Annotated in this window: 18 protein-coding genes; 10 read left to right on the forward strand and 8 right to left on the reverse strand. The window is 67.3% G+C overall.

All coding sequences use genetic code 11. The annotated features are described in order from the left end of the window. Positions 1-11 precede the first annotated feature (11 nt). From P3102_RS04025 to sdhC, 5 genes are all read right to left on the reverse strand, one after another. Entirely contained in the window at positions 12-977 is a 966-nt protein-coding gene (locus P3102_RS04025) for a hypothetical protein (RefSeq protein WP_276366619.1), read from the reverse strand. A 168-nt stretch (positions 978-1145) separates the two neighbouring features. Continuing rightward, on the reverse strand, positions 1146-1916 hold the full coding sequence (locus P3102_RS04030; protein ID WP_007032047.1) for a succinate dehydrogenase iron-sulfur subunit: 771 nt from the start codon (positions 1914-1916) through the stop codon (positions 1146-1148). Beyond that, the gene (sdhA, locus tag P3102_RS04035; protein ID WP_276366621.1) at positions 1916-3670 is read right to left on the reverse strand and encodes a succinate dehydrogenase flavoprotein subunit; all 1755 of its coding nucleotides are present in this window, start codon (positions 3668-3670) and stop codon (positions 1916-1918) included. The genes P3102_RS04030 and sdhA overlap by 1 nt, the downstream gene beginning before the upstream one ends. 45 nt (positions 3671-3715) lie before the next feature. Beyond that, on the reverse strand, positions 3716-4135 hold the full coding sequence (locus P3102_RS04040) for a succinate dehydrogenase hydrophobic membrane anchor subunit (RefSeq protein WP_037315751.1): 420 nt from the start codon (positions 4133-4135) through the stop codon (positions 3716-3718). Positions 4136-4137: 2 nt separating this feature from the next. Next, on the reverse strand, positions 4138-4581 hold the full coding sequence (gene sdhC, locus P3102_RS04045) for a succinate dehydrogenase, cytochrome b556 subunit (RefSeq protein WP_276366624.1): 444 nt from the start codon (positions 4579-4581) through the stop codon (positions 4138-4140). Positions 4582-5125: 544 nt separating this feature from the next. Here sdhC and P3102_RS04050 point away from each other — a divergent pair. From P3102_RS04050 to P3102_RS04075, 6 genes are all read left to right on the forward strand, one after another. Continuing rightward, the gene (locus P3102_RS04050; RefSeq protein ID WP_276366625.1) at positions 5126-6265 is read left to right on the forward strand and encodes a BMP family ABC transporter substrate-binding protein; all 1140 of its coding nucleotides are present in this window, start codon (positions 5126-5128) and stop codon (positions 6263-6265) included. 123 nt (positions 6266-6388) lie between these two features. Continuing rightward, the gene (locus P3102_RS04055; RefSeq protein WP_276366627.1) at positions 6389-7930 is read left to right on the forward strand and encodes an ABC transporter ATP-binding protein; all 1542 of its coding nucleotides are present in this window, start codon (positions 6389-6391) and stop codon (positions 7928-7930) included. 43 nt (positions 7931-7973) lie between these two features. Then, complete coding sequence (locus tag P3102_RS04060; RefSeq protein WP_276366628.1) at positions 7974-9062, forward strand: ABC transporter permease; 1089 nt, start codon at positions 7974-7976, stop codon at positions 9060-9062. Between the two features lie 37 nt (positions 9063-9099). Further along, a complete protein-coding gene (locus tag P3102_RS04065; RefSeq protein ID WP_276366630.1) occupies positions 9100-10371 on the forward strand; it encodes an ABC transporter permease in 1272 nt (423 codons plus the stop codon). A gap of 1 nt (position 10372) precedes the next feature. Further along, on the forward strand, positions 10373-10762 hold the full coding sequence (locus P3102_RS04070) for a cytidine deaminase (RefSeq protein WP_276366632.1): 390 nt from the start codon (positions 10373-10375) through the stop codon (positions 10760-10762). Next, the gene (locus P3102_RS04075; protein ID WP_276366634.1) at positions 10759-12039 is read left to right on the forward strand and encodes a thymidine phosphorylase; all 1281 of its coding nucleotides are present in this window, start codon (positions 10759-10761) and stop codon (positions 12037-12039) included. Before P3102_RS04070 ends, P3102_RS04075 begins: the two co-directional genes overlap by 4 nt. A gap of 112 nt (positions 12040-12151) precedes the next feature. On the opposite strand, the gene P3102_RS04080 is transcribed toward P3102_RS04075, so the two are convergent. Next, a complete protein-coding gene (locus tag P3102_RS04080; protein ID WP_276366636.1) occupies positions 12152-13240 on the reverse strand; it encodes a PA containing protein in 1089 nt (362 codons plus the stop codon). Between the two features lie 210 nt (positions 13241-13450). Between P3102_RS04080 and P3102_RS04085 the strand changes: the two genes are divergently transcribed. Together P3102_RS04085 and P3102_RS04090 are read left to right on the forward strand one after the other, a co-directional pair. Then, on the forward strand, positions 13451-14560 hold the full coding sequence (locus tag P3102_RS04085; protein WP_276366637.1) for an adenosine deaminase: 1110 nt from the start codon (positions 13451-13453) through the stop codon (positions 14558-14560). A gap of 56 nt (positions 14561-14616) precedes the next feature. Next, positions 14617-15825: an MFS transporter gene (locus tag P3102_RS04090; RefSeq protein ID WP_276366639.1), complete on the forward strand. Its 1209-nt coding sequence runs from the start codon at positions 14617-14619 to the stop codon at positions 15823-15825. A 20-nt stretch (positions 15826-15845) separates the two neighbouring features. Here P3102_RS04090 and P3102_RS04095 read toward each other — a convergent pair whose 3' ends face one another. Then, the gene (locus P3102_RS04095) at positions 15846-17087 is read right to left on the reverse strand and encodes a primosomal protein (RefSeq protein ID WP_276366641.1); all 1242 of its coding nucleotides are present in this window, start codon (positions 17085-17087) and stop codon (positions 15846-15848) included. Positions 17088-17240: 153 nt separating this feature from the next. On the opposite strand from P3102_RS04095, the gene P3102_RS04100 reads away from it, so the two are divergent. Continuing rightward, on the forward strand, positions 17241-19745 hold the full coding sequence (locus tag P3102_RS04100; protein ID WP_276366642.1) for a DEAD/DEAH box helicase: 2505 nt from the start codon (positions 17241-17243) through the stop codon (positions 19743-19745). Between the two features lie 238 nt (positions 19746-19983). Then, positions 19984-20370 (forward strand): winged helix-turn-helix transcriptional regulator, encoded by a 387-nt coding sequence (locus P3102_RS04105; RefSeq protein WP_276366644.1) that lies wholly within the window; start codon positions 19984-19986, stop codon positions 20368-20370. Between the two features lie 94 nt (positions 20371-20464). On the opposite strand, the gene P3102_RS04110 is transcribed toward P3102_RS04105, so the two are convergent. After that, a complete protein-coding gene (locus tag P3102_RS04110) occupies positions 20465-20659 on the reverse strand; it encodes a ferredoxin (protein ID WP_276366645.1) in 195 nt (64 codons plus the stop codon). Between the last annotated feature and the right edge of the window lies 1 nt (position 20660).

A 20660-nucleotide genomic window follows, 5' to 3' on the forward strand; every position in this document is an offset into this window, starting at 1 on the left:
CTTCATGTACTTCAGGCAGCTGTCGCCAGGTGAATGTCGGGCCCGGGTCTGCCCGCGGCGATGTCGTGTGCGGCGGTGAGGGAGGCGAGGACGCCATCGGGATCGTCTCGCAATCGGGTTGGCAGAGTCTGCACGACGACGAGGCCCGCCGCCGCATACCGAGTATTGCGCTCGACGGTTCGCGCATAGTCCGACTTGCGGAAATGAAACTCGAAGGAGTCGATTTCCCAGACGAGACCGATGTCCTTCCACAACGCGTCGGGACGTCCGATGTAGTTGCCTTGCCGGTCATAGATCGCCGCGTTCCAGTGAGTCGGTGGGGCCGGCATGCGCTGACTGAGGACTCTGGCGCGTGATTCGGCCATGGAACGGAGATCCACCCAGTTCGTGAGCAGGCGCCTCGGTACAGCGGTACCTCGAAGTGAGCCGTGATCAAGTTCGCGAAGCAAAGCCTTCGGATGGCATCCGCCTTTCTGGATCGCTTCGATCAAGAGCGCCTCTACCCACTCGGCGTCCCCGAGCTGTCGCGCCGTGTCCGTCGTGGCCCGGACCAACGGCGCCAAGGGAACTCCGTTTCGGAGGACCGGAGACGGCAAATGGATCGTCCGTTCCATCGTCACGAAGCCGGTGCTGCGGATCTTCCGATCATGCGGGATCAGCAGATGCAGACCCGTGTTCGGCGGCATCGTGGGTGTGCGCAGTCCGTGCCGCCGACAGGCTTCGAATCCGGTGAGAACCGCGTCCGCCCCGCCGTGCAGGAGCCCCGCGGTCACGAGCTGCTCGCTCGTGGGTTCGTTGTTGTGCAACAGGATGATGCCCGGCAGCAAGCGTTGCCAGGGGCCGCCGGGAAGGCAGCGGGTGTAGATCGTCCGGCTGCTCATCTCGAGGCTCTCCAGCTCGGATGCGCGGACGACGCCGTTGCGACTCCGTTCGTGCAGCAGTTCGGGATGCTGAGCCCATCTCCCCCGTTTGGTCATGTAGCTCAGCGTGAACCCGAAGCGACCTGTCCCGCTAGAGCCGATTTACCGACCTGTGGATAACTGCCCCATTGTGGATAACTCAGCTCCAAGTACATGAAGGCCCCCTTCCTTGCGCCTAGCGCAAGGAAGGGGGCCTTCATGTACTTACCGACCGAGTCAGAAGCGTCAGACGCGTTTGAAGAGCAGAGCGCGCTTGACTTCCTGAATGGCTTTCGTCACCTGGATGCCGCGCGGGCACGCGTCGGTGCAGTTGAAGGTCGTCCGGCAGCGCCAGACACCTTCGGAGTCGTTCAAGATGTCGAGCCGCTCTTCGGCGCCTTCGTCACGCGAGTCGAAGATGAACCGGTGCGCGTTGACGATCGCGGCCGGGCCGAAGTACGAGCCGTCGTTCCAGTACACCGGGCACGAGGACGTGCAGCAGGCGCACAGGATGCACTTGGTCGTGTCGTCGAACCGGTCGCGGTCGGCCTGCGACTGGATCCGCTCACGCGTCGGCTCGTTCCCGTAGGCGATCAGGTACGGCTTCACGGCCTTGTACGCCTCGAAGAACGGGTCCATGTCGACGTAAAGGTCCTTGAGCGTCGTCAGGCCCTTGATCGGCGCGATGGTGATCGTCGTCTTCTTGCCGCCGGTCTCCAGCAGGTCCTTCATCAGGACCTTGCACGCCAGCCGGTTGATGCCGTTGATCTGCATCGCGTCGGAACCGCAGACGCCGTGCGCGCACGAGCGCCGGAACGAGAACGTCCCGTCGATGTAGTCCTTCACGTAGAAGAGCAGGTTCAGCAGCCGGTCGGTGCGCTGCGCCGGGACGTCGTAGGACTCCCAGTGCGGCTCGGTGTCGACTTCGGGGTTGAACCGGAGGATCTTCAGCGTGACGGTGATCGGCGTGTGGTCGGAGGACACGGCCTCCGACTTCTCGGGGGTTGCCGTGGTCATCAGTACTTCCGCTCCATCGGTTCGTAGCGGGTGAAGGTCACCGGCTTGTAGTCCAGTCGGATGTCGGCGGTCAGCTCGGAACCCTGCTTGTAGGCCATGGTGTGCCGCATGAAGTTCGTGTCGTCGCGGTTCGGGTAGTCCTCGCGCGCGTGGCCGCCGCGGGACTCCTTGCGCGCCAGGGCGCCGACGACCAGGACCTCGGCGAGTTCGAGCAGGAAGCCCAGCTCGACGGCCTCGAGGACGTCGGTGTTGTACCGCTTCCCCTTGTCCGACACGGTGATGCGGCTGTACCGCTCCTTCAGCGCCTGCACGTCGGTCAGCGCCTGCTTCAGCGTGTCTTCCGTGCGGTACACCGAGGCGTGCGAGTCCATCGTCCGCTGCAGTTCGGTGCGGATGTCGGCGACGCGTTCGTCACCGTGCTCCGAAAGCAGCAGGGCCAGCTGGTCCTCCACCACGCGGGTCGGGTTCTCCGGCAGCTCGATGTGCTCGTGCGCCAGCGCGTACTCGGCGGCGGCGATGCCGGCCCGGCGGCCGAACACGTTGATGTCCAGCAGCGAGTTGGTGCCGAGCCGGTTCGAGCCGTGCACGGAAACGCACGCCACCTCGCCTGCGGCGTACAGGCCGGGGATGACGTTCTCGTTGTCCCGCAACGCCTCGCCGTGGATGTTGGTCGGGATGCCGCCCATCACGTAGTGGCAGGTCGGGAACACCGGCACCGGTTCGGTGACCGGGTCGACGCCCAGGTACGTCCGCGAGAACTCCATGATGTCCGGGAGTTTCGCGTTCAGCGTCTCTTCCGGGATGTGCGTGACGTCGAGGACGACGTAGTCCTTGTTCGGCCCGCAGCCGCGGCCCTGCAGCACTTCCTGCACCATCGACCGGGCGACGATGTCACGCGGCGCGAGGTCCTTGATGGTGGGGGCGTAGCGCTCCATGAACCGCTCGCCGTCGGCGTTGCGGAGGATGCCGCCCTCACCGCGCACGGCTTCGGAAATGAGGATGCCGAGCCCGGCCAGACCTGTCGGGTGGAACTGGAAGAACTCCATGTCCTCCAGCGGCAGGCCCTTGCGGAAGATGATGCCGAGGCCGTCACCGGTGAGGGTGTGCGCGTTCGACGTCGTCTTGAAGATCTTGCCCGCGCCGCCGGTGGCGAACACGATCGACTTCGCCTGGAAGACGTGCAGCTCGCCGGTCGCCAGCTCGTAGGCGACGACGCCGGAAGCGGCCGGGTTGCCGTCCTCGTCCGGGGTCAGCACCAGGTCGAGCACGTAGAACTCGTTGAAGAACTCCGTGCCGTGCTTGACGCAGTTCTGATACAGCGTCTGCAGGATCATGTGCCCGGTGCGGTCCGCGGCGTAGCAGGCGCGGCGTACCGCGGCCTTGCCGTGGTCACGGGTGTGCCCGCCGAAGCGGCGCTGGTCGATCTTGCCTTCGGGCGTCCGGTTGAACGGCAGGCCCATCTTCTCGAGGTCGAGGACCGCGTCGATGGCTTCCTTCGCCATGATCTCGGCGGCGTCCTGGTCGACCAGGTAGTCGCCACCCTTGATCGTGTCGAAGGTGTGCCACTCCCAGTTGTCCTCTTCGACGTTCGCCAGCGCGGCGCACATACCGCCCTGGGCGGCACCGGTGTGCGAACGCGTCGGGTAGAGCTTGGTGAGGACCGCGGTGCGGGCACGCTGGCCGGACTCGATGGCCGCGCGCATGCCGGCGCCACCGGCGCCGACGATCACCACGTCGTACTTGTGGAACTGCATAGGGATGCTCCGCTTATCAGGAATCGAGCACTGTGTGGTGGGGCGTCAGTTGGCCGAGATGCCGGGATCGAAGGTGAAGATCACCATCGTGCCGACGGCGAGGATCAGCACCATCGAGACGTAGAGCACGATCTTCAGCCAGAACCGGGTGCTGTCCTTGCGGGCGTAGTCGTCGATGATGGTGCGCAGCCCGTTGCCGCCGTGGATCTCGGCGAGCCACAGCATCGACAGGTCCCAGAACTGCCAGAACGGCGAAGCCCAGCGACCGGCGACGAAGCCCCAGTTGATGCGGTGCACGCCGCCGTCGAGGATGTTCATGATGAACAGGTGGCCGAGCACCAGCACGATCAGGGCGAGGCCCGAGATGCGCATGAACAGCCAGCTGTAGAGCTCGAAGTTGCTGCGGCGGGCAGCGGGGCGCTTCGGCGAGCGCGGCTTGTCGAGTGCGAGAACTTCGGATGCCATGGTCAGTGCCCCCCGAACATAACTTCGACGGTGCGCTTCATCATGAAGAAGGCACCGGGAATCATCACCACGACCCAGATGGCCAGGATGGTCCAGAGCATCGGCTTCTGGAACTTCGGTCCCTTTTCCCAGAAGTCGACCAGCATGACCCGGATGCCGTTGAGCGCGTGGAACAGCACCGCGCCGACGAGGCCGACCTCGAGCAGGTTGACCAGTGGGGTCTTGTAGGTCTCGATGACCTCGTTGTACGTGTCGGGTGACACGCGCACGAGCGCGGTGTCGAGCACGTGCACGAAGAGGAAGAAGAATGTCAGCACGCCGGTGATGCGGTGCAGCACCCAGGACCACATACCGGGGTCGCCCCGGTAGAAGGTCCCTTGCCGGCGTGAGGCACCCGCCCGATCGCTCGCGGCCGCCTCGGGGGCAGCGCTAGCCGTGGTGGACATCGGTGAACGGCCTCCAACGTCATGGCTTGGGCCCGCTGACCGCTGGTTTCCGCGCCTGCCGCCGGGACGTCCACCTGGGGACGGCTCCGGCGACGGTGCCGAGATCATGGTCATCGAGCGTGGATGAAAACGATGCTAGACCCGCACCTCACGGTGGGCTCACCTCCGGGTTCGTCTGTGTGATGGACCAGACATCGGGACCCTTCCACGATCGGGTGACGCGGGGCCGGTAACTCACCGGTTCGTCCACTGTGGACGGGACGGGGGAGGCGGGGATGTCCTGAACGGTGTGTGACGATCTTGGGTCCGTCCCGCGGCCAGGGGCCGGGTACGGCCTGCGTTTTACTCCGCCGCGATCACCGTGCGTACCGCGTTCGTCGCGCGTACGATTCATGAGTAAACGTTTGTGTTACGTAGCGTGCCTTTCCTATGGCGGCTAAGCGGCCGTTAGGTACCGTCTCTCGGTCGAACCCGGCACTGTCGCCGGGTCGTTTCTTCGGACCATCCGCTGGATCAGCGGGGAGGGAGACACACGTTGCGTCGCATGCGTGGAACCGCGCTGGCCGCCGCCGCCATGGCCGGTGCTCTGGTACTGGCCGGGTGCGCGAAGGATTCAGGTGCGGGGAACAACAACAACGCGAGCACCGGGGACCAGTCCGCCGGTTGCGTGACGGCGCCGAAGCCGCCCGCCGCGGCGGCCGCCTCGACCAGCACCAGCCAGGCCGGTGAGAAGGTCGACGGCAGCAAGCTCAAGGTCGCGCTGGCCTTCGACGTGGGCGGCCGTGGCGACGCGTCGTTCAACGACTCCGCCGCCGCCGGTACCGACAAGGCGAAGGCCGACCTCGGTGTCACGTCGGTCACCGAAAGCACCGCCGCCGCGACCGAGGACGAGGCCGCGAAGTCGCAGCGTCTCGACCAGCTCGCCTCGCAGGGCTTCAGCCCGGTCATCGCGGTCGGCTTCGCCTACGCCAAGGCCGTCGGCGCCATCGCGCCGAAGTACCCGAACACCCAGTTCGCGATCGTCGACGACGACTCCGTCAAGGCGCCGAACGTCACCCCGCTGGTCTTCGCCGAGGAGCAGGGCTCGTTCCTGGCCGGTGTCGCCGCCGCCTACAAGTCGAAGAAGTGCCACGTCGGCTTCGTCGGTGGCGTGAACACGCCGCTGATCCAGAAGTTCGAGGCCGGCTTCCTCCAGGGCGTGAAGGCCGCTTCGAACAAGGCCAAGATCGAGGACGAATACCTCACCCCGGCCGGTGACTTCTCCGGGTTCCAGGACCCAGCGAAGGGCAACGTGAAGGCCGCCGCGCAGATCGCCAAGGGCGCGGACGTGATCTACCACGCCGCCGGCGCCTCCGGTAAGGGCGTTTTCGAGGCCGCGAAGTCCAACAACGCCATGGCCATCGGCGTCGACTCCGACCAGTACAACCAGAAGACGGTCGAGGCGTCGAAGGACGTCATCGTCACCTCGATGCTCAAGCGCGTCGACGTGGCGGTGTTCGACTACCTGCGCGCGCTGGCGAAGGGTGACCTGTCGTCGCTGCCGAAGCGGTTCGACCTCAAGGTCGACGGCATCGGCTACGCCACCTCCGGTGGCAAGGTCGACGACATCAAGGACGTCCTCGACGGCTACAAGGCGCAGATCGTCTCCGGGGCGATCACCGTCTCGGACAAGCCGCAGAAGTAAGCTTCACCAGGGGGCCCGAAGTATGTTTTCCCGCTGAGGGCCGATCGTGACCGTGGGGCTCGGGAGGGTTGACCACCCTTCCGAGCCCTCACCTGTTTGACTCCCAGAACTGGATGGCTTTTCATGAGCGCTTCCCAGCCGGCCGTGCAGCTGACCGGGATCACGAAGCGGTTCCCCGGTGTCGTCGCCAACTCCGACGTCAACCTCACCGTCGCCAAGGGCGAGGTGCACGCTGTCTGCGGTGAGAACGGCGCGGGCAAATCGACCCTGATGAAGATCCTGTACGGCATGCAGCAGCCGGACGAGGGCGACATCGCGATCAACGGCGAACCGGTGAAACTGCGCAACCCGCAGGACGCCATCAAGGCCGGGATCGGGATGGTCCACCAGCACTTCATGCTGGCCGACAACCTGACCGTGGGGGAGAACGTCTTCCTCGGCGCGGAGAAACTGCACGGCATCGGCCGCGCGGCCAGGGCGAAGCTGGCGGAGCTGGCCGGACGGGTCGGCCTGCGCGCCCGGCCGGACGCGCTGCTCGAAGAACTCGGCGTCGCCGACCGCCAGCGCGTGGAGATCGTGAAGGTGCTCTACCGCGGCGCTCGGATCATCATCCTCGACGAGCCCACCGCGGTGCTCGTGCCGCAGGAGGTCGAGGCGCTGTTCGAGACCGTCCGCGCGATGAAGAAGGACGGTTTCACCTTCCTCTTCATCTCGCACAAGCTCGACGAGGTGCGCGCGATCGCCGACACGGTCACCGTGATCCGCCGCGGCACCACCGTCGGCACGGCCGATCCGAAGACGATCACCTCACGTGAGCTGGCCGAGATGATGGTCGGCTCGGAGTTGCCCAGCCCCGAGACCCGCGAGTCCACGGTGACCGATCGGCCCGTCCTCCGGCTGGACGACGTCTGCTTGCGCGTCGAGGGTTCCGAGCGCAACGTGCTCGACCACATCTCCTTCACCGTGCACGCGGGCGAGGTGCTCGGGATCGCCGGTGTCGAGGGCAACGGGCAGACCGAACTCGTCGAGACGATCATGGGCATGCGCAAGGGCGGCGGCCGGATCGAACTGACCGAGGCCGACGGCGAAGTCGTCGAGCTGTACAAGCTGGGGACGCTCGCCCGCCGCGAGGCCGGGATCGGCTACATCGCCGAAGACCGCACGCGGCACAGCCTCCTGCTCACGCAACCCTTGTGGCTCAACCGGATCCTCGGCTACCAGACCCGCGAACCGGTCGCGAAAGGACAGTTGCTCGACATCGTCGGCGCGCGTGAGGACACCCGCCGCATCGTCGCGCAGTACGACGTCCGCACGCCGGGCATCGACGTCGCGGCCGCCGCGCTTTCCGGTGGCAACCAGCAGAAGCTGATCGTCGGTCGCGAGCTTTCCGGCGACCCGGTGCTGCTCATCGCGTCGCATCCGACGCGGGGTGTCGACGTCGGCGCGCAGGCGCTGATCTGGGAGCAGATCCGCCGGGCCCGCGCGGCCGGGCTGGCCGTGCTGCTGGTCTCCGCCGACCTCGACGAGCTGATCGGGCTTTCCGACACCATTCAGGTCATGCTGCGCGGACGACTGGTCGGCGAGGCCGATCCCGCGACCGTGACCCCGCAGGAACTGGGTTCCGCGATGACGGGTGCTTCCGACTTCGAAGAAGGTGTGGCGTGAAAAGGTTCGCGGTTTACGGCACTCAGGGCGTGGGAGGCACAGCGTGAGCAGCTGGCGTACGCGGCTGCTGCCGCCTCTGCTCGCGATCGTGTTCGCCGTCATCCTGACGGCCATCGCGCTGATCATTTCGGGCGCCGACCCGCTCCAGGCCTACGGCACGATGATCGGCCAGCTCTTCAAGGGCTCGACGGCCGTCGACACGGTGAACCTGGCGACGGTCTACTACCTGTCCGGGCTCGCGGTGGCCATCGGCTTCCAGATGAACCTCTTCAACATCGGTGTCGAGGGCCAGTACCGGTTCGCCGCCATCGTCACCGCGATCATCGGCGGGGCACTGCGGCTGCCGCCGGTGATCCACGTGCTGGCGATCCTGGTCGTCGCGGTGGCCAGCGGCATGCTGTACGCGGCCATCCCGGCCGTGCTGAAGGTGACCCGTGGCGTTTCCGAGGTGATCTCGACGATCATGCTGAACGCGATCGTCGGCGGCATCGTGGCGTTCCTGGTGAACGCGGATCAGTTCGGCGTGCAGACCGGCAACAACATCGCCACCCGCGAGATCGCCGAGACCGGCCGGATCTCCGGCATCCCGATCGGGTCCGGTGAGCTGTTCGGTTTCGTGTTCATCGCGGCGCTGATCGGCGCGGCCTACTGGTTCATGCTCAACCGGACCCGGTTCGGGTTCGAGCTCAAGGCCTCCGGCGAATCGACGACGGCGGCGGCCGCCGGCGGCGTGAACGCCAAGAAGATGACGCTGATCGCGATGCTGCTTTCCGGTGGCGTCGCCGGCCTGGTCGCGATGCCGGAACTGCTCGGCCGCGACTTCAGCTACGGCATCACCTCGACCCAGATGTACGGCTTCACCGGTATCGCGGTCGCCCTGCTCGGCCGCAACCACCCGGCGGGGATCGCGCTGGGCGCCCTGCTGTGGGCGTTCCTCGACCGGTCCGCGGTGTCGCTCGAGCAGATCAACGTGTCCAAGGAGATCGCCACCATCATGCAGGGCGTGATCGTGCTGTCGGTCGTCATCGCGTACGAGATCGTGCGCCGCGCGGACCTGGCCGCCGAACAGCGTCGCGTCGGTCGCGCGCTGGCGGGCAAGGGTTCCAGCGTTTCCGAGGGAGGTGCGGTGTGACCACCACCGCCGACGTACTTTTCACCGCGGAGGCGGCATGACCACGAACGTTCTGTCGCCCGACACGGGCGGCGCCACCATGCCGGTGAAGCCGACGAAGCGGCGCCTCCCCGGCTGGCTCAAGGGCGCCATCTGGGGGCTGCTGGCGGTCGGCGTGCTCGCGATCGCGTCGTACGCCACCGGCGTCAACACGCTGACCTCGACCAACACCGCGCACACCGCGCTGAGGCTGGCGCTGCCGATCCTGCTCTGCGCGCTCGGCGGCCTCTGGGCCGAACGCGCCGGCGTGATCAACATCGGCCTCGAAGGCATGATGATCCTCGGCACCTGGGGTGCCGCCTGGGGCGCGTACCACGGCGGGGTCTGGGCCGGGCTGATCTCGGCGGTCGTGTTCGGCGCGCTCGGCGGGCTGCTGCACGCCGTCGCGACGGTGACCTTCAACGTCAACCACATCGTCTCCGGTGTGGCGATCAACCTCCTCGGCCTCGGGGTGGCGAAGTACCTGGCGAACCTGGTGTTCACCCCGCTTTCGGGGAACCCGCGCCAGTCGCCGCCGGTCCCGAAGTTCGACACCTATTCGGCGACGTTCCTCTCGGACTGGCTTTCGGATCTGGAGAAGATGCAGCGCGTCTTCGTCTCCGACCTCGCCGGCATTCTCAACGGCCTGGTCACCGAGGTCGCGCCCCTGACGATGATCGCGATCGCGCTGGTGCCGATCAGCTATCTCGTGCTGTGGCGGACGCGGTTCGGCCTGCGGCTGCGGTCCTGCGGCGAGAACCCGGTGGCGGCCGAATCCCTCGGCGTGAACGTCTACCTGCACAAGTACGTCGCCATGATCATCTCCGGCGGGCTCGCCGGAATGGGCGGCGCGTCGCTCGTGTTGCTCGCGGGCGGGGCGGACTACCTGGAGAACCAGACCAACAACCGCGGATACATCGGCCTCGCGGCGATGATCTTCGGCAACTGGCGCCCTGGCGGCCTGCTCGGTGGCGCGGCGCTGTTCGGTTACGCGGACGGCCTCCAGCTCGCCGGTGGCGGCACCGCGGTGCTCGCGCTGCTGTACGGCGCGGTGATCCTGCTGGCCGTGCTCGTGGCGGTGCAGTTGTTCCGCCGTCAGTGGATCGCTTCCGCGCTCGGGGTCGTGGGCGCCGGTCTGCTGTACGCGATCTACTGGACGAACGAAGACCTGCCCAGCGACTTGATCCCGTACACCGCGCACTTCGTGACGCTGATCGTGCTGGCGGTGGCTTCGCAGCGGCTGCGGCCGCCCAAGGCGGATGGCGCGCTGTACCGGCGAGGTGAGGACTGACATGGCGGAGTACGACTGGGATGCCCTGCGGGCTCAGGCCGTCGAGGCGGCGAAGTCGGCGTACGCGCCGTACTCGGGCCTGCACGTCGGTGTCGCCGGTGTGGTGGACGACGGCCGGATCGTCGTCGGCTGCAACGTCGAAAACGCTTCGTACGGCTTGGGAATGTGCGCGGAATGCACGATGGCGGGGCAGCTGCGGCTGACCGGCGGCGGCAAGCTCGTCGCCGTCGCCTGCCGCAGTGGTGAAGGCGATCTGCTGATGCCGTGCGGGCGCTGCCGTCAGATCCTGTTCGAGCACGGTGGTCCCGACTGCCTGGTGGACACCCCGAGCGGCATCCTGCCGATGTCTTCGGTGCTGCCGGACGCGTTCGGGCCGGACGACCTGCCATGACCGCGTTCGCCGCCGTCGACGTCATCCGCGCGAAGCGGGACGGCGAACGGCTCACCGACGAGCAGATCGACTGGACGATCGACGCGTACACACGCGGCGACCTCGCCGAGGAGCAGATGGCCGCGCTCGCGATGGCCGTCTTCCTGCGGGGGATGGACTCCGGTGAGATCGCGCGCTGGACCGGCGCGATGATCTCGTCGGGGGAGCGGCTCGACCTGAAGGTCGGCCGCCCGACCATCGACAAGCATTCGACGGGCGGGGTCGGTGACAAGATCACCCTCCCGCTGGCGCCGCTCGTCGCGGCCTGCGGGGCGGCCGTGCCGCAGTTGTCCGGGCGCGGGCTCGGGCACACGGGCGGGACACTCGACAAGCTGGAGTCGATCCCCGGCTGGCGTGCCGCCTTGTCGACATCGGAGATCATCCGGCAGCTCGACGAGGTCGGCGCGGTGGTCTGCGCGGCCACGTCCGGGCTGGCTCCCGCGGACAAGAAGCTGTACGCGCTGCGGGACGTGACTTCGACGGTGGAGTCGATCCCGCTGATCGCGAGCTCGATCATGAGCAAGAAGATCGCGGAAGGTTCGGCTGGGCTCGTCCTCGATGTGAAGACCGGTTCGGGCGCGTTCATGAAGACGCTTCCGCAGGCCCGCGAACTCGCGCGGACCCTGGTGGAGATCGGGACCGCGCACGGCGTCGCGACGACGGCGCTGATCACGGACATGAACGTGCCGCTGGGACATGCCGTCGGGAACGCGATCGAGGTCGCGGAGTCGGTCGAGGTGCTGCGCGGCGGTGGCCCGGCCGACGTCGTCGAGCTGACCGTGTCGTTGGCGAGGGAGATGCTGGCGCTGGCGGGATTGTCCGAGGTGGACCCGGCCGCGGTGCTCGCGTCGGGGAAGGCCTACGAGACATGGTGCCGGATGATCGCCGCGCAGGGCGGGGATCCGGACGCTGCTTTGCCGCGGCCCGAGCACGTCCATGTCGTCGAGGCGCCTGCGGACGGTGTGTTGTCTTCGCTGGACGCCTATTCGGTCGGGGTCGCCGCTTGGCGGCTCGGGGCCGGGCGGGCGCGCAAGGAGGATCCGGTGCAGGCCGCGGCCGGCGTGTTGTGCCTGGCGAAGCCGGGCGACAAGGTTTCCGCCGGGCAGCCGCTGCTGGAGCTGCACACCGATACGCCGGAGGCTGTTCCTTCGGCTCTCGCTGCGCTCACGGACGCCTACGCCGTCTCCTCGGATGCCCCGGCCTCCGCTTCGCTCGTCCTGGAGACCGTGCGGCCCTGATCGCGATCCGCGTGGTAGGCCCAGAAGTACATGAAGGCCCCCTTCCTTGCGCCTAGCGCAAGGAAGGGGGCCTTCATGTACTTCTGACGTGCTTCGGCGCGCTACGAGCGGATCAGTCGGTGGTCTCGTCGGTACCGTCGGCCTTGGTCTTGCCGTCGGCCGCCTTGGGCGCCCGGCCGTTGCGCGAGCTGCGCCGCGGCTGACGCGGGGCGGGCGGCGGCGGGGAGATCTGCTGCACGGCCGGGCCACCGCCGAGCATCAGCTCCGCGAAGGTCGCCATCGCCTCGTCCAGCTGGCCGCCGATGCGGCGCACGGACTCGTCGTTGCTCCTGCGCACCAGCGAGTCGACCGAGTCGGTGTCCGGCTGCTTCTGCAGCGTGCTCTCGACCTTCGACAGACCGGAGCGGATCGAGCCGTCGAGGTCGCCGAGGCGGCCGGTGAAGCCGTCTTCGACCTTGTCGAGGCGCTCGGCCAGGTCGTCGAGGCGCGAGGTGACCTTTTCGAGGCGGTCGCCGAGGCCGTCGAGGCGGTCCGAAGCGTCGATCATCTCGCCGGTCTCGGTCAGCGCGGTCTTGACCGCCTCGGTGTTCGCGATGAGGCTTTCCTTGGTCGCCTTGTCGAGGTTCTCGACGCGGGTGCGCAGTTCGCGGTCGACGGTGTCGACGCGGTCGCGCAGGGCCGACTCGGCCTGCTCGACGCGCTCGCGCACCGGGCCGATCACCGACTGCGGGAGCGCGTCGGTCTTCACGTCCTGCTTGTCGAGGTGCGCGCCGAGTTCGTCGAGACGGCGGTGGATGTTCTGGAGCTTGTCCTCGAGCCCGTCCATCCGGCCCCCGACGCCTTCCAGGCGCGCGGCCATGCCGTCGAGGCGGCCGTCGAGCTGGGCGAACGGCTTGGCGAGCTTGTCGACGATGCTTTCCACGGCGCGGGTCAGCGCGGCGATCGCGGTGTCCTGCGCTTCGAGCCGCGACATGGTCTCGTCGAGACGTTCGGCGAGCACGCTCGTCTCGGTGCGGTCGGGCATCTCCGAGAGCCGCTTGCGCACCGCGCCGAGCGAGTCGACCGGGGCCAGACGTGCGTAGATGTCGTCGAGCGCGTCGAAGATCTGCTGCTGTTCGCTCTCACGCACTTCGGCCGCGCGCACCAGCATGTTGCGCATCCGGTCGAAGGACGGGGCGGCAATGTGGTTGTCAGTGGTCACTGCGGTGTCCTTCGTGGGCGGGGAAATGGGAGGGACGTGACGTGAAGCTTATCCATTGCGAAATTGCGCTGCGTATGGCCCCCGGGTATCGGACAATGTCGAGCTCTGCCCCTGATGGCCGATTCAGCCCGTGATCGACAAAGCCGAGGGTTAACCAGAGCGTACGAGTTACCACCATGTAGGGGAATGACCGGCTGGTTACCGTTACGTATGTCCTCTGAAAGCAGCAGGCACGGCCTCCCGGAGGCGGTACTGGCCCGCGCTCCGAAGGTTCTCCTCCATGACCACCTGGACGGCGGACTGCGTCCCGCCACGGTCGCCGAACTCGCCGAACGGACCGGCTACCGGTCCTTGCCGACCAGTGATCCCGTCGAACTCGGCCGGTGGTTCCGCGACGCCGCCGATTCCGGCTCCCTCGTCTCGTACCTCGAGACGTTCGCGCATACCTGCGGTGTCATGCAGACCGAGGAAGCGCTGGTCAGAGTAGCTACCGAAGCGGTGGAAGACCTCGCGGCGGACGGCGTCGTCTACGCCGAGGTGCGCTATGCCCCCGAACTCTTCGTCGAACGCGGACTGTCACTCGATGCGGTGGTCGAGGCCATTCAGGCCGGATTCGCCGAAGGTGAACGGAGAGTGGCGGACGGCGGCGGCCGGATCCGTGTCGGGACGTTGCTCTGCGCGATGCGCCAGCACGCCAGGGCGCTGGAGATCGCCGGTCTCGCCGTCCGCTACCGCGACGCCGGCGTGGTCGGGTTCGACATCGCCGGACCGGAAGACGGATTTCCGCCTACCGGATATCTCGACGCATTCGAGTTCCTGCGGACGAACAATGCGCATTTCACCATTCACGCCGGGGAGGCGTTCGGGCTGCCGTCCATTCGGGAGGCGATTCAGCATTGCGGTGCCGAGCGGCTCGGCCACGGGGTGCGCATCGTCGAGGACATCAAGACCGACAGCGACGGCACGGTCCATTTGGGACGGTTGGCCGCCTACGTCCGCGACCGCCGGATCCCGCTGGAGATCTGCCCCACGTCCAATGTCCAGACCGGAGCGGCACGCTCGATCGGCGAGCATCCGATCGGCCTGCTCACCCGGCTGCGGTTCCGCGTCACCGTCAACACCGACAACCGGCTGATGAGCGGCTGCTCGATGACCAGCGAATTCGCGGCGCTGGCCGAGGCGTTCGGCTTCGGGCTCGCCGATCTCGAGTGGTTCACCATCAATGCGATGAAATCCGCGTTCCTCGATTTCGATCAGCGGCTCGACATCATCACCACGGTCATCGAGCCGGGCTATGCCGCCTTGCGTTCGTTAGCATAGACAACTATCGTTCACTATATAGGAAAACTTTCTCAATTAGTGGAACGGTGGTCATCATGACGCAGGTCGGGGACGTGGGGGTCGGAGGAAAAAGACGCTGGCTCGTCCTCGCGCTCGGCCTCGCCGCGCAGACCGCAAGCTGTTCGTTCCTCTACGGTCTCCCGTTCCTGGTGCCATCCATGCAGCGTGCGGAGGGGTTGTCGCTCGCCGAAGCGGGAACCGTGGTCGCGGCGCCGAGTCTTGGCCTGTTGTTCACCTTGATCCTGTGGGGCGCGGCCGCGGACCGTTACGGAGAGCGTTTGGTAATGGCCCTCGGGCTCGGCGGTTCGGGGTTACTCCTCGTGTACGCGGCCGTCGGCGACCACTCGCTCGCGGTCCTCTTCGGAGTGTTTCTGCTCGCCGGTGCGAGCACCGCGTCAGTGAACGCCGCGAGCGGCCGGGCCGTCCTCGGCTGGTTCGGCCCGGCCGAGCGGGGCTTCGCGATGGGTATCCGCCAGATGGCCCAGCCGCTCGGGGTGGGCGTCGCCGCCTTCGGTCTCCCGCCGCTCGCGGATCGCTGGGGTTTCCAGGTTTCGCTCATCCTGCCCGCGTCGACCGCGATCGCCGTCGCGCTGCTCGTCGCCCGGCTGCTGGTCGATCCGCCGCGTCCCGAGGCCGAAGCGGGCAAGCGGGAGAAGCCGCCGTCGCCGTACCGGAAGCCGGCGTTGTGGCGGGTCCACGGCGCGAGCGCGCTGCTGGTGGTCCCGCAGTTCACGGTCTCCGCCTTCACACCCGTGTACCTGGTGACCATGCACGGCTGGACGGCGGCGTCCGCGGGCTGGTTCGTCGGCGCCGTCCAGATCCTCGGCGCGTTGGGCAGGATCGTGTCGGGTTACTGGTCCGACCGCGCCGGCAGCAGGCTGCGGCCGATGCGGCAGCTGGCGGTCGCGAGCGCCGCGGTGATGCTGCTGGTCGCGCTCGGGGACGCGACGTGGCCGTGGCTGGTGCTGCTCGCGCTCGTGCTGGCCGCGGTGATCACCGTGTCGGACAACGGGCTCGGGTTCACCGCCTCGGCGGAGATGGCCGGGCTCGCGTGGGCGGGACGGGCGATGGGCACGCAGAACACCGGCCAGAACATCGCCGCGGCACTCACGCCGCCGCTGCTGGGCCTCGTGATCGGTGATGCGCGGTACGCCTTGGCGTTCTGCGTGGCCGCGGTCTTCCCGATGCTCGCCGTGGCGGTGGTGCCCGTCAGGCACGAAAAGGACCCCTCAGGACGAACCTGAGGGGCCCTTTCGCGGGTGGATCAGACTACCGTGAGGCGGTTCTCGAAGGTCTCGACGAGCTTGCGCCACTCGGACTGCTCGGCGTCGAACGGAGCGCTCGGCTCCAGGCGCGACGGGTCCGGCCGCAGCACGAACGACACCAGCCAGCCAAGGCTTTCGTTGCCGGCCAGCGCGGTCTCGACGCTGTCGTCCTCGGCCCATTCGGCGGCGTCGGTGATCAGCTCGACGGCCAGCTCCAGCTGGGTCGGGTCGATCGCCTCGGGGCCTTCGGCGATGTCGTCGGCGATCCCGTTCAGCACGTAGGTGTTCTCGGCGTCGACGTCGATCTCGAGCTCACCCGCGATGGCCTTCGTGGTCACCTCGTCCCAAGTGGACACGTGGGAGAGGTCGTTGTCCGCCAGTTCCTTGTCGTCCGCGATCGCGCGGACGAGGGCCTTCTCGGAGGTGAAGACGTCGATCTCGCCTTCGCTGCCGAGGAAGATCGGCTTGTCGTCGAGGTAGCAGCGCAGCGTGTAGTACTCGGCGCCGGAGGTGATGATCTTGATCGGGTCGATGCCGACCTCGCCCCAGAACCCGACGGGCTCGTCGTCGTCGTCCTCGTCATCGACATCGTCGACGAGGTCCTCGTCGACGGCGGCCGCTTCGGCTTCGGCGGACTCCGCGAGGAAGGTCGCGAGCTCCTCCGCCGTCTGCTCCAGCACCTTCTCGTCGACGTCGGGCGCGGTCACCAGACCGTCGATCGCGTCGAGGACGGTGTCCCACTTCTCGGAGACCGCCTGCGACAGGTCCGCCCAGAGACGCTCGCCGTCGCGGCCGGAGAAGGGCAGCGTGCCCTGATCCAGCAGCGAGAAGCTCTCGTGCGCGTCGAGGACTTCGTGGACCTCTTCGAGCTCGCACACGTCCGCGAGCGAACGCACGATGCCGATGATCTCGGCCAGCTCACCGAGCGTCCACTGGTCCGGCTTCTCGGCGACCAGCTCGGGGACACCCACCAGGTCGTAGGTGTGGTCGTCGTCCGGGATCAGCTCGGGCACGTTCAGCGCGGGCACGACCTCCCACGCCGGGTGGTCGAGCAGGTCGTGCTGCTCGGAGGTCCGAACGAAGGCGGCGAGATGCGCGGCGTCCGGGAAGGCGTACAGGTCTTCCTCGTCGCCGAGGAAGGCTTCCCATTCCTCGCCGTCTTCCCGCCAGCGCGGCGCCCAGAGGGTGACGACGTCACCTTGGGGCAGGCCGAGTTCGATCGGGATGATGTCCTGTGCCATTCCTAAGCCCTCTCGGATTACCGCCTGTGTGCGCGCGACCGGGCGTTGCCTGCCCGATGGGTGCGCGGTACCGCGAAGCCTACGGGTTTCCGGCTGAGGGCGCGATCACCCCTCGCCAAGAAGCGACCAACGGATGGCACGATAGGTCCTCTGATGACACTTACAGACCTCCTGCCTGCGCGTCCCGACCCCGACTCGCTGTTCGAAGCCTTCTCCACCTGGACGGCCGAGCGCGGACTCGAGCTGTACCCGGCGCAGGAAGAGGCCATCATCGAAGTGGTCTCCGGGGCGAACCTGATCCTGTCGACACCGACGGGCTCGGGAAAGAGCCTGGTCGCCGTCGGGGCGCACTTCACCGCGCTCGCGCACGGCCGCCGCAGTTACTACACGGCGCCGATCAAGGCGCTCGTCTCGGAGAAGTTCTTCCAGCTCATCGAGATCTTCGGCGCGGAGAACGTCGGCATGATGACCGGCGACTCGGCGGTCAACGCCGACGCGCCGATCATCTGCTGCACGGCGGAAATCCTGGCGAACATGGCGCTGCGCTTCGGTGCCGACGCGCCGGTCGGACAGGTGATCGCGGACGAGTTCCACTTCTATTCGGAGCCGGATCGCGGCTGGGCCTGGCAGGTGCCGCTGCTGGAACTGCCGAAGGCGCAGTTCGTGCTGATGTCGGCGACGCTGGGCGACGTCTCGTTCTTCGAGAAGGACCTCACCCGCCGGACGGGCCGTCCGACCGCGGTGGTCACCTCGGTGGAGCGGCCGGTGCCGCTGACCTTCCGCTACGCGCTGACGCCGTTGCACGAGACGATGTCCGAGCTGCTCCACGGCGGTCAGTCGCCGGTGTACGTCGTGCACTTCTCGCAGGCCGCGGCGATCGAACGCGCGCAGACGCTGATGAGCATCAACGTCACCTCGAAGGCGGAGAAGGAGGCCATCGCCGAGACGCTCGGCGACTTCCGGTTCTCGGCCGGGTTCGGGAAGACGCTGTCGCGGCTGGTCCGGCACGGGATCGGCGTGCACCACGCCGGCATGTTGCCGAAGTACCGGCGTCTGGTCGAGCAGCTCGCGCAGGCCGGGTTGCTGAAGGTGATCTGCGGGACCGACACCCTCGGCGTCGGCATCAACGTACCTATTCGCACGGTGGTCTTCTCGGCGCTGACGAAGTACGACGGCGTACGGCAGCGGCATCTCAAGGCGCGCGAGTTCCACCAGATCGCCGGTCGCGCCGGCCGCGCCGGGTACGACACCGACGGCTACGTCGTCGTGCAGGCACCGGACCACGTCGTCGAAAACGCCAAGGCGCTGGAGAAGGCGGGCGACGATCCGAAGAAGAAAAAGAAGATCGTCCGCAAGAAGGCACCCGAAGGGTTCGTCAACTGGACGGAGAGCACCTTCGACCGGCTGATCGCGGCCGAGCCGGAACCGCTGACGTCGAGCTTCCAAGTGAGCCACTCGATGCTGCTGAACGTCGTCTCGCGGCCGGGCAACGCGTTCGACTCGATGCGGCATCTGCTGGAGGACAACCATTCCGACCGTCCCGCCCAGCGGAAACTGATCCTGCGCGCGATCGCGATCTACCGCGCGCTGCTCGCGGCGGGGGTCGTGGAACGGCTCGGCGAACCCGACGAGCAGGGCCGCATCGTGCGGCTCACCGTGGACCTGCAGTTCGACTTCGCGCTGAACCAGCCGCTTTCGCCGTTCGCGCTGGCCGCGATCGAACTCCTCGACGTCGAGTCGCCGTCCTATCCGCTCGACGTGGTGTCCATTGTGGAATCCACTGTGGACAATCCGCGTCCGGTGCTGTCGCAGCAGCAGTTCAAGGCGCGGGGTGAAGCCGTTCAGGCGATGAAGGCCGAGGGCATCGAGTACGACGAGCGGATGGAGCTGCTCGAGAACGTCACGTATCCGAAACCGCTCGAAGAACTGCTGGAAGCGGCGTATTCCCGCTACCGGCAAGGGCATCCGTGGGTCGAGGACTACGAGCTCAAGCCGAAGTCCGTCGTGCGCGACATGTACGAGCGCGCGATGAACTTCGTGGAGTACATCGGTTTCTACCAGCTCGCCCGGTCGGAAGGGCTGGTGCTGCGGTACCTCACCGACACCTACGACTCGCTGCGGCACACGGTTCCCGACGAGGCGAAGACCGAGGGGTTGCAAGACCTCATCGAATGGCTCGGCGAACTGGTGCGCCAGGTCGACTCCAGCCTCCTGGACGAATGGGAAGCCCTGCGTCATCCGGAAGAGGAAGGCCCGGTGTCGACGAGGCCACCGTCCGAGCCGCCCGCGGTCACGCGGAACGAGCGGGCGTTCCGGGTGCTCGTGCGGAACGAGCTGTTCCGCCGGGTGGAGCTGGCCTCGCGGCGGGCGTACGGGACGCTCGGCGAACTGGACGCCGCGTCGGGCTGGGACGCCGACGCGTGGGAAGACGCCATCGAGGACTACTTCGACGAGCACGAAACCCTCGGCATCGGCCCGGACGCGCGCGGGCCCAAGCTGCTGATCATCGAGAAGGAGACGGAGATCTGGCGGGTGCGGCAGATCTTCGACGATCCGGCAGGCGACCACGACTGGGGCATCAGCGCCGAGGTCGACCTGGCGGCTTCGGACGAGGCGGGCTCGGCGGTCATCCGGATCACGGCGGTGGACCAGCTCTGACGCTTCGTGAGTGGTAGGGACGATTCCTACCGTCCTTGCCGCTCACCACCTGTGAGTACATGAAGGCCCCCTTCCTTGCGCCAGACGCAAGGAAGGGGGCCTTCATGTACTCCACGGTCGTCATGTTCGCCCCAGCCGAAGCGTCATGGCCGTCGAACCAGAGCCCCACCATGAACGCCATGTCGCCTCCATGAGCCGGGCCCGGTCGAGGCCACCCGCGACCAGCGGCGTGCACCCGATGTCGCGGACCAGTTCGCTCACTTCGCCGACTTGTCACCGCAGATCGGTACCGCCGGCGGACGGCCGCCGAACATCGGCGGAGTCATCCTCCAGACGTCCACGTGGCCTCAACGGCCTGGTCAGCAGACGGGACTGCAGCCGGCGGACGGCGAAGGTCGAGTACTCGCTGACGGACCTTGGGACCACGCTGCTGGCGCCCATCGAAGCCTTCGGGGAGTGGGCGTCCAGGCACGGCGACGAGGTGATGGCGGCGCAGGACGAGGTAACCCGGTTAGGCGTAACTCGCGTGCTTGGAGGCGTAACTCGCGTGATTGGACGGCGAACTAGCGTGCTTGGAGGCGTAACTCGTGTGATCGGGGGTCGCTCTGGCTCACCGAGTCCGTGAAGGCCTCCTTGAGGGACGCTGGGTCCCTCAAGGAGGCCTTCACGGACCGGGCCGGGGAGTCGACCGCGACCGGGAATTCAGGACATCCCACGGCCTACGCGAGCGAGAGTGCCTGACCAGGGCAGATGTGCACGGCGGTGCGCGCGTTCTCTTCGGCTTCAGCGCCTTTTGGTTCGGCGTTCAGCACGATGACCGTTCCGTCGTCCTCGCTCTGGTCGAACAGATCGGGGTCGGTGAGCACGCACTGGCCCGCGCCCACACACTTCCCGGTGTCCGCGATGATCTTCATG

It is taken from the genome of Amycolatopsis sp. QT-25, assembly GCF_029369745.1.
Classification (GTDB): domain Bacteria; phylum Actinomycetota; class Actinomycetes; order Mycobacteriales; family Pseudonocardiaceae; genus Amycolatopsis.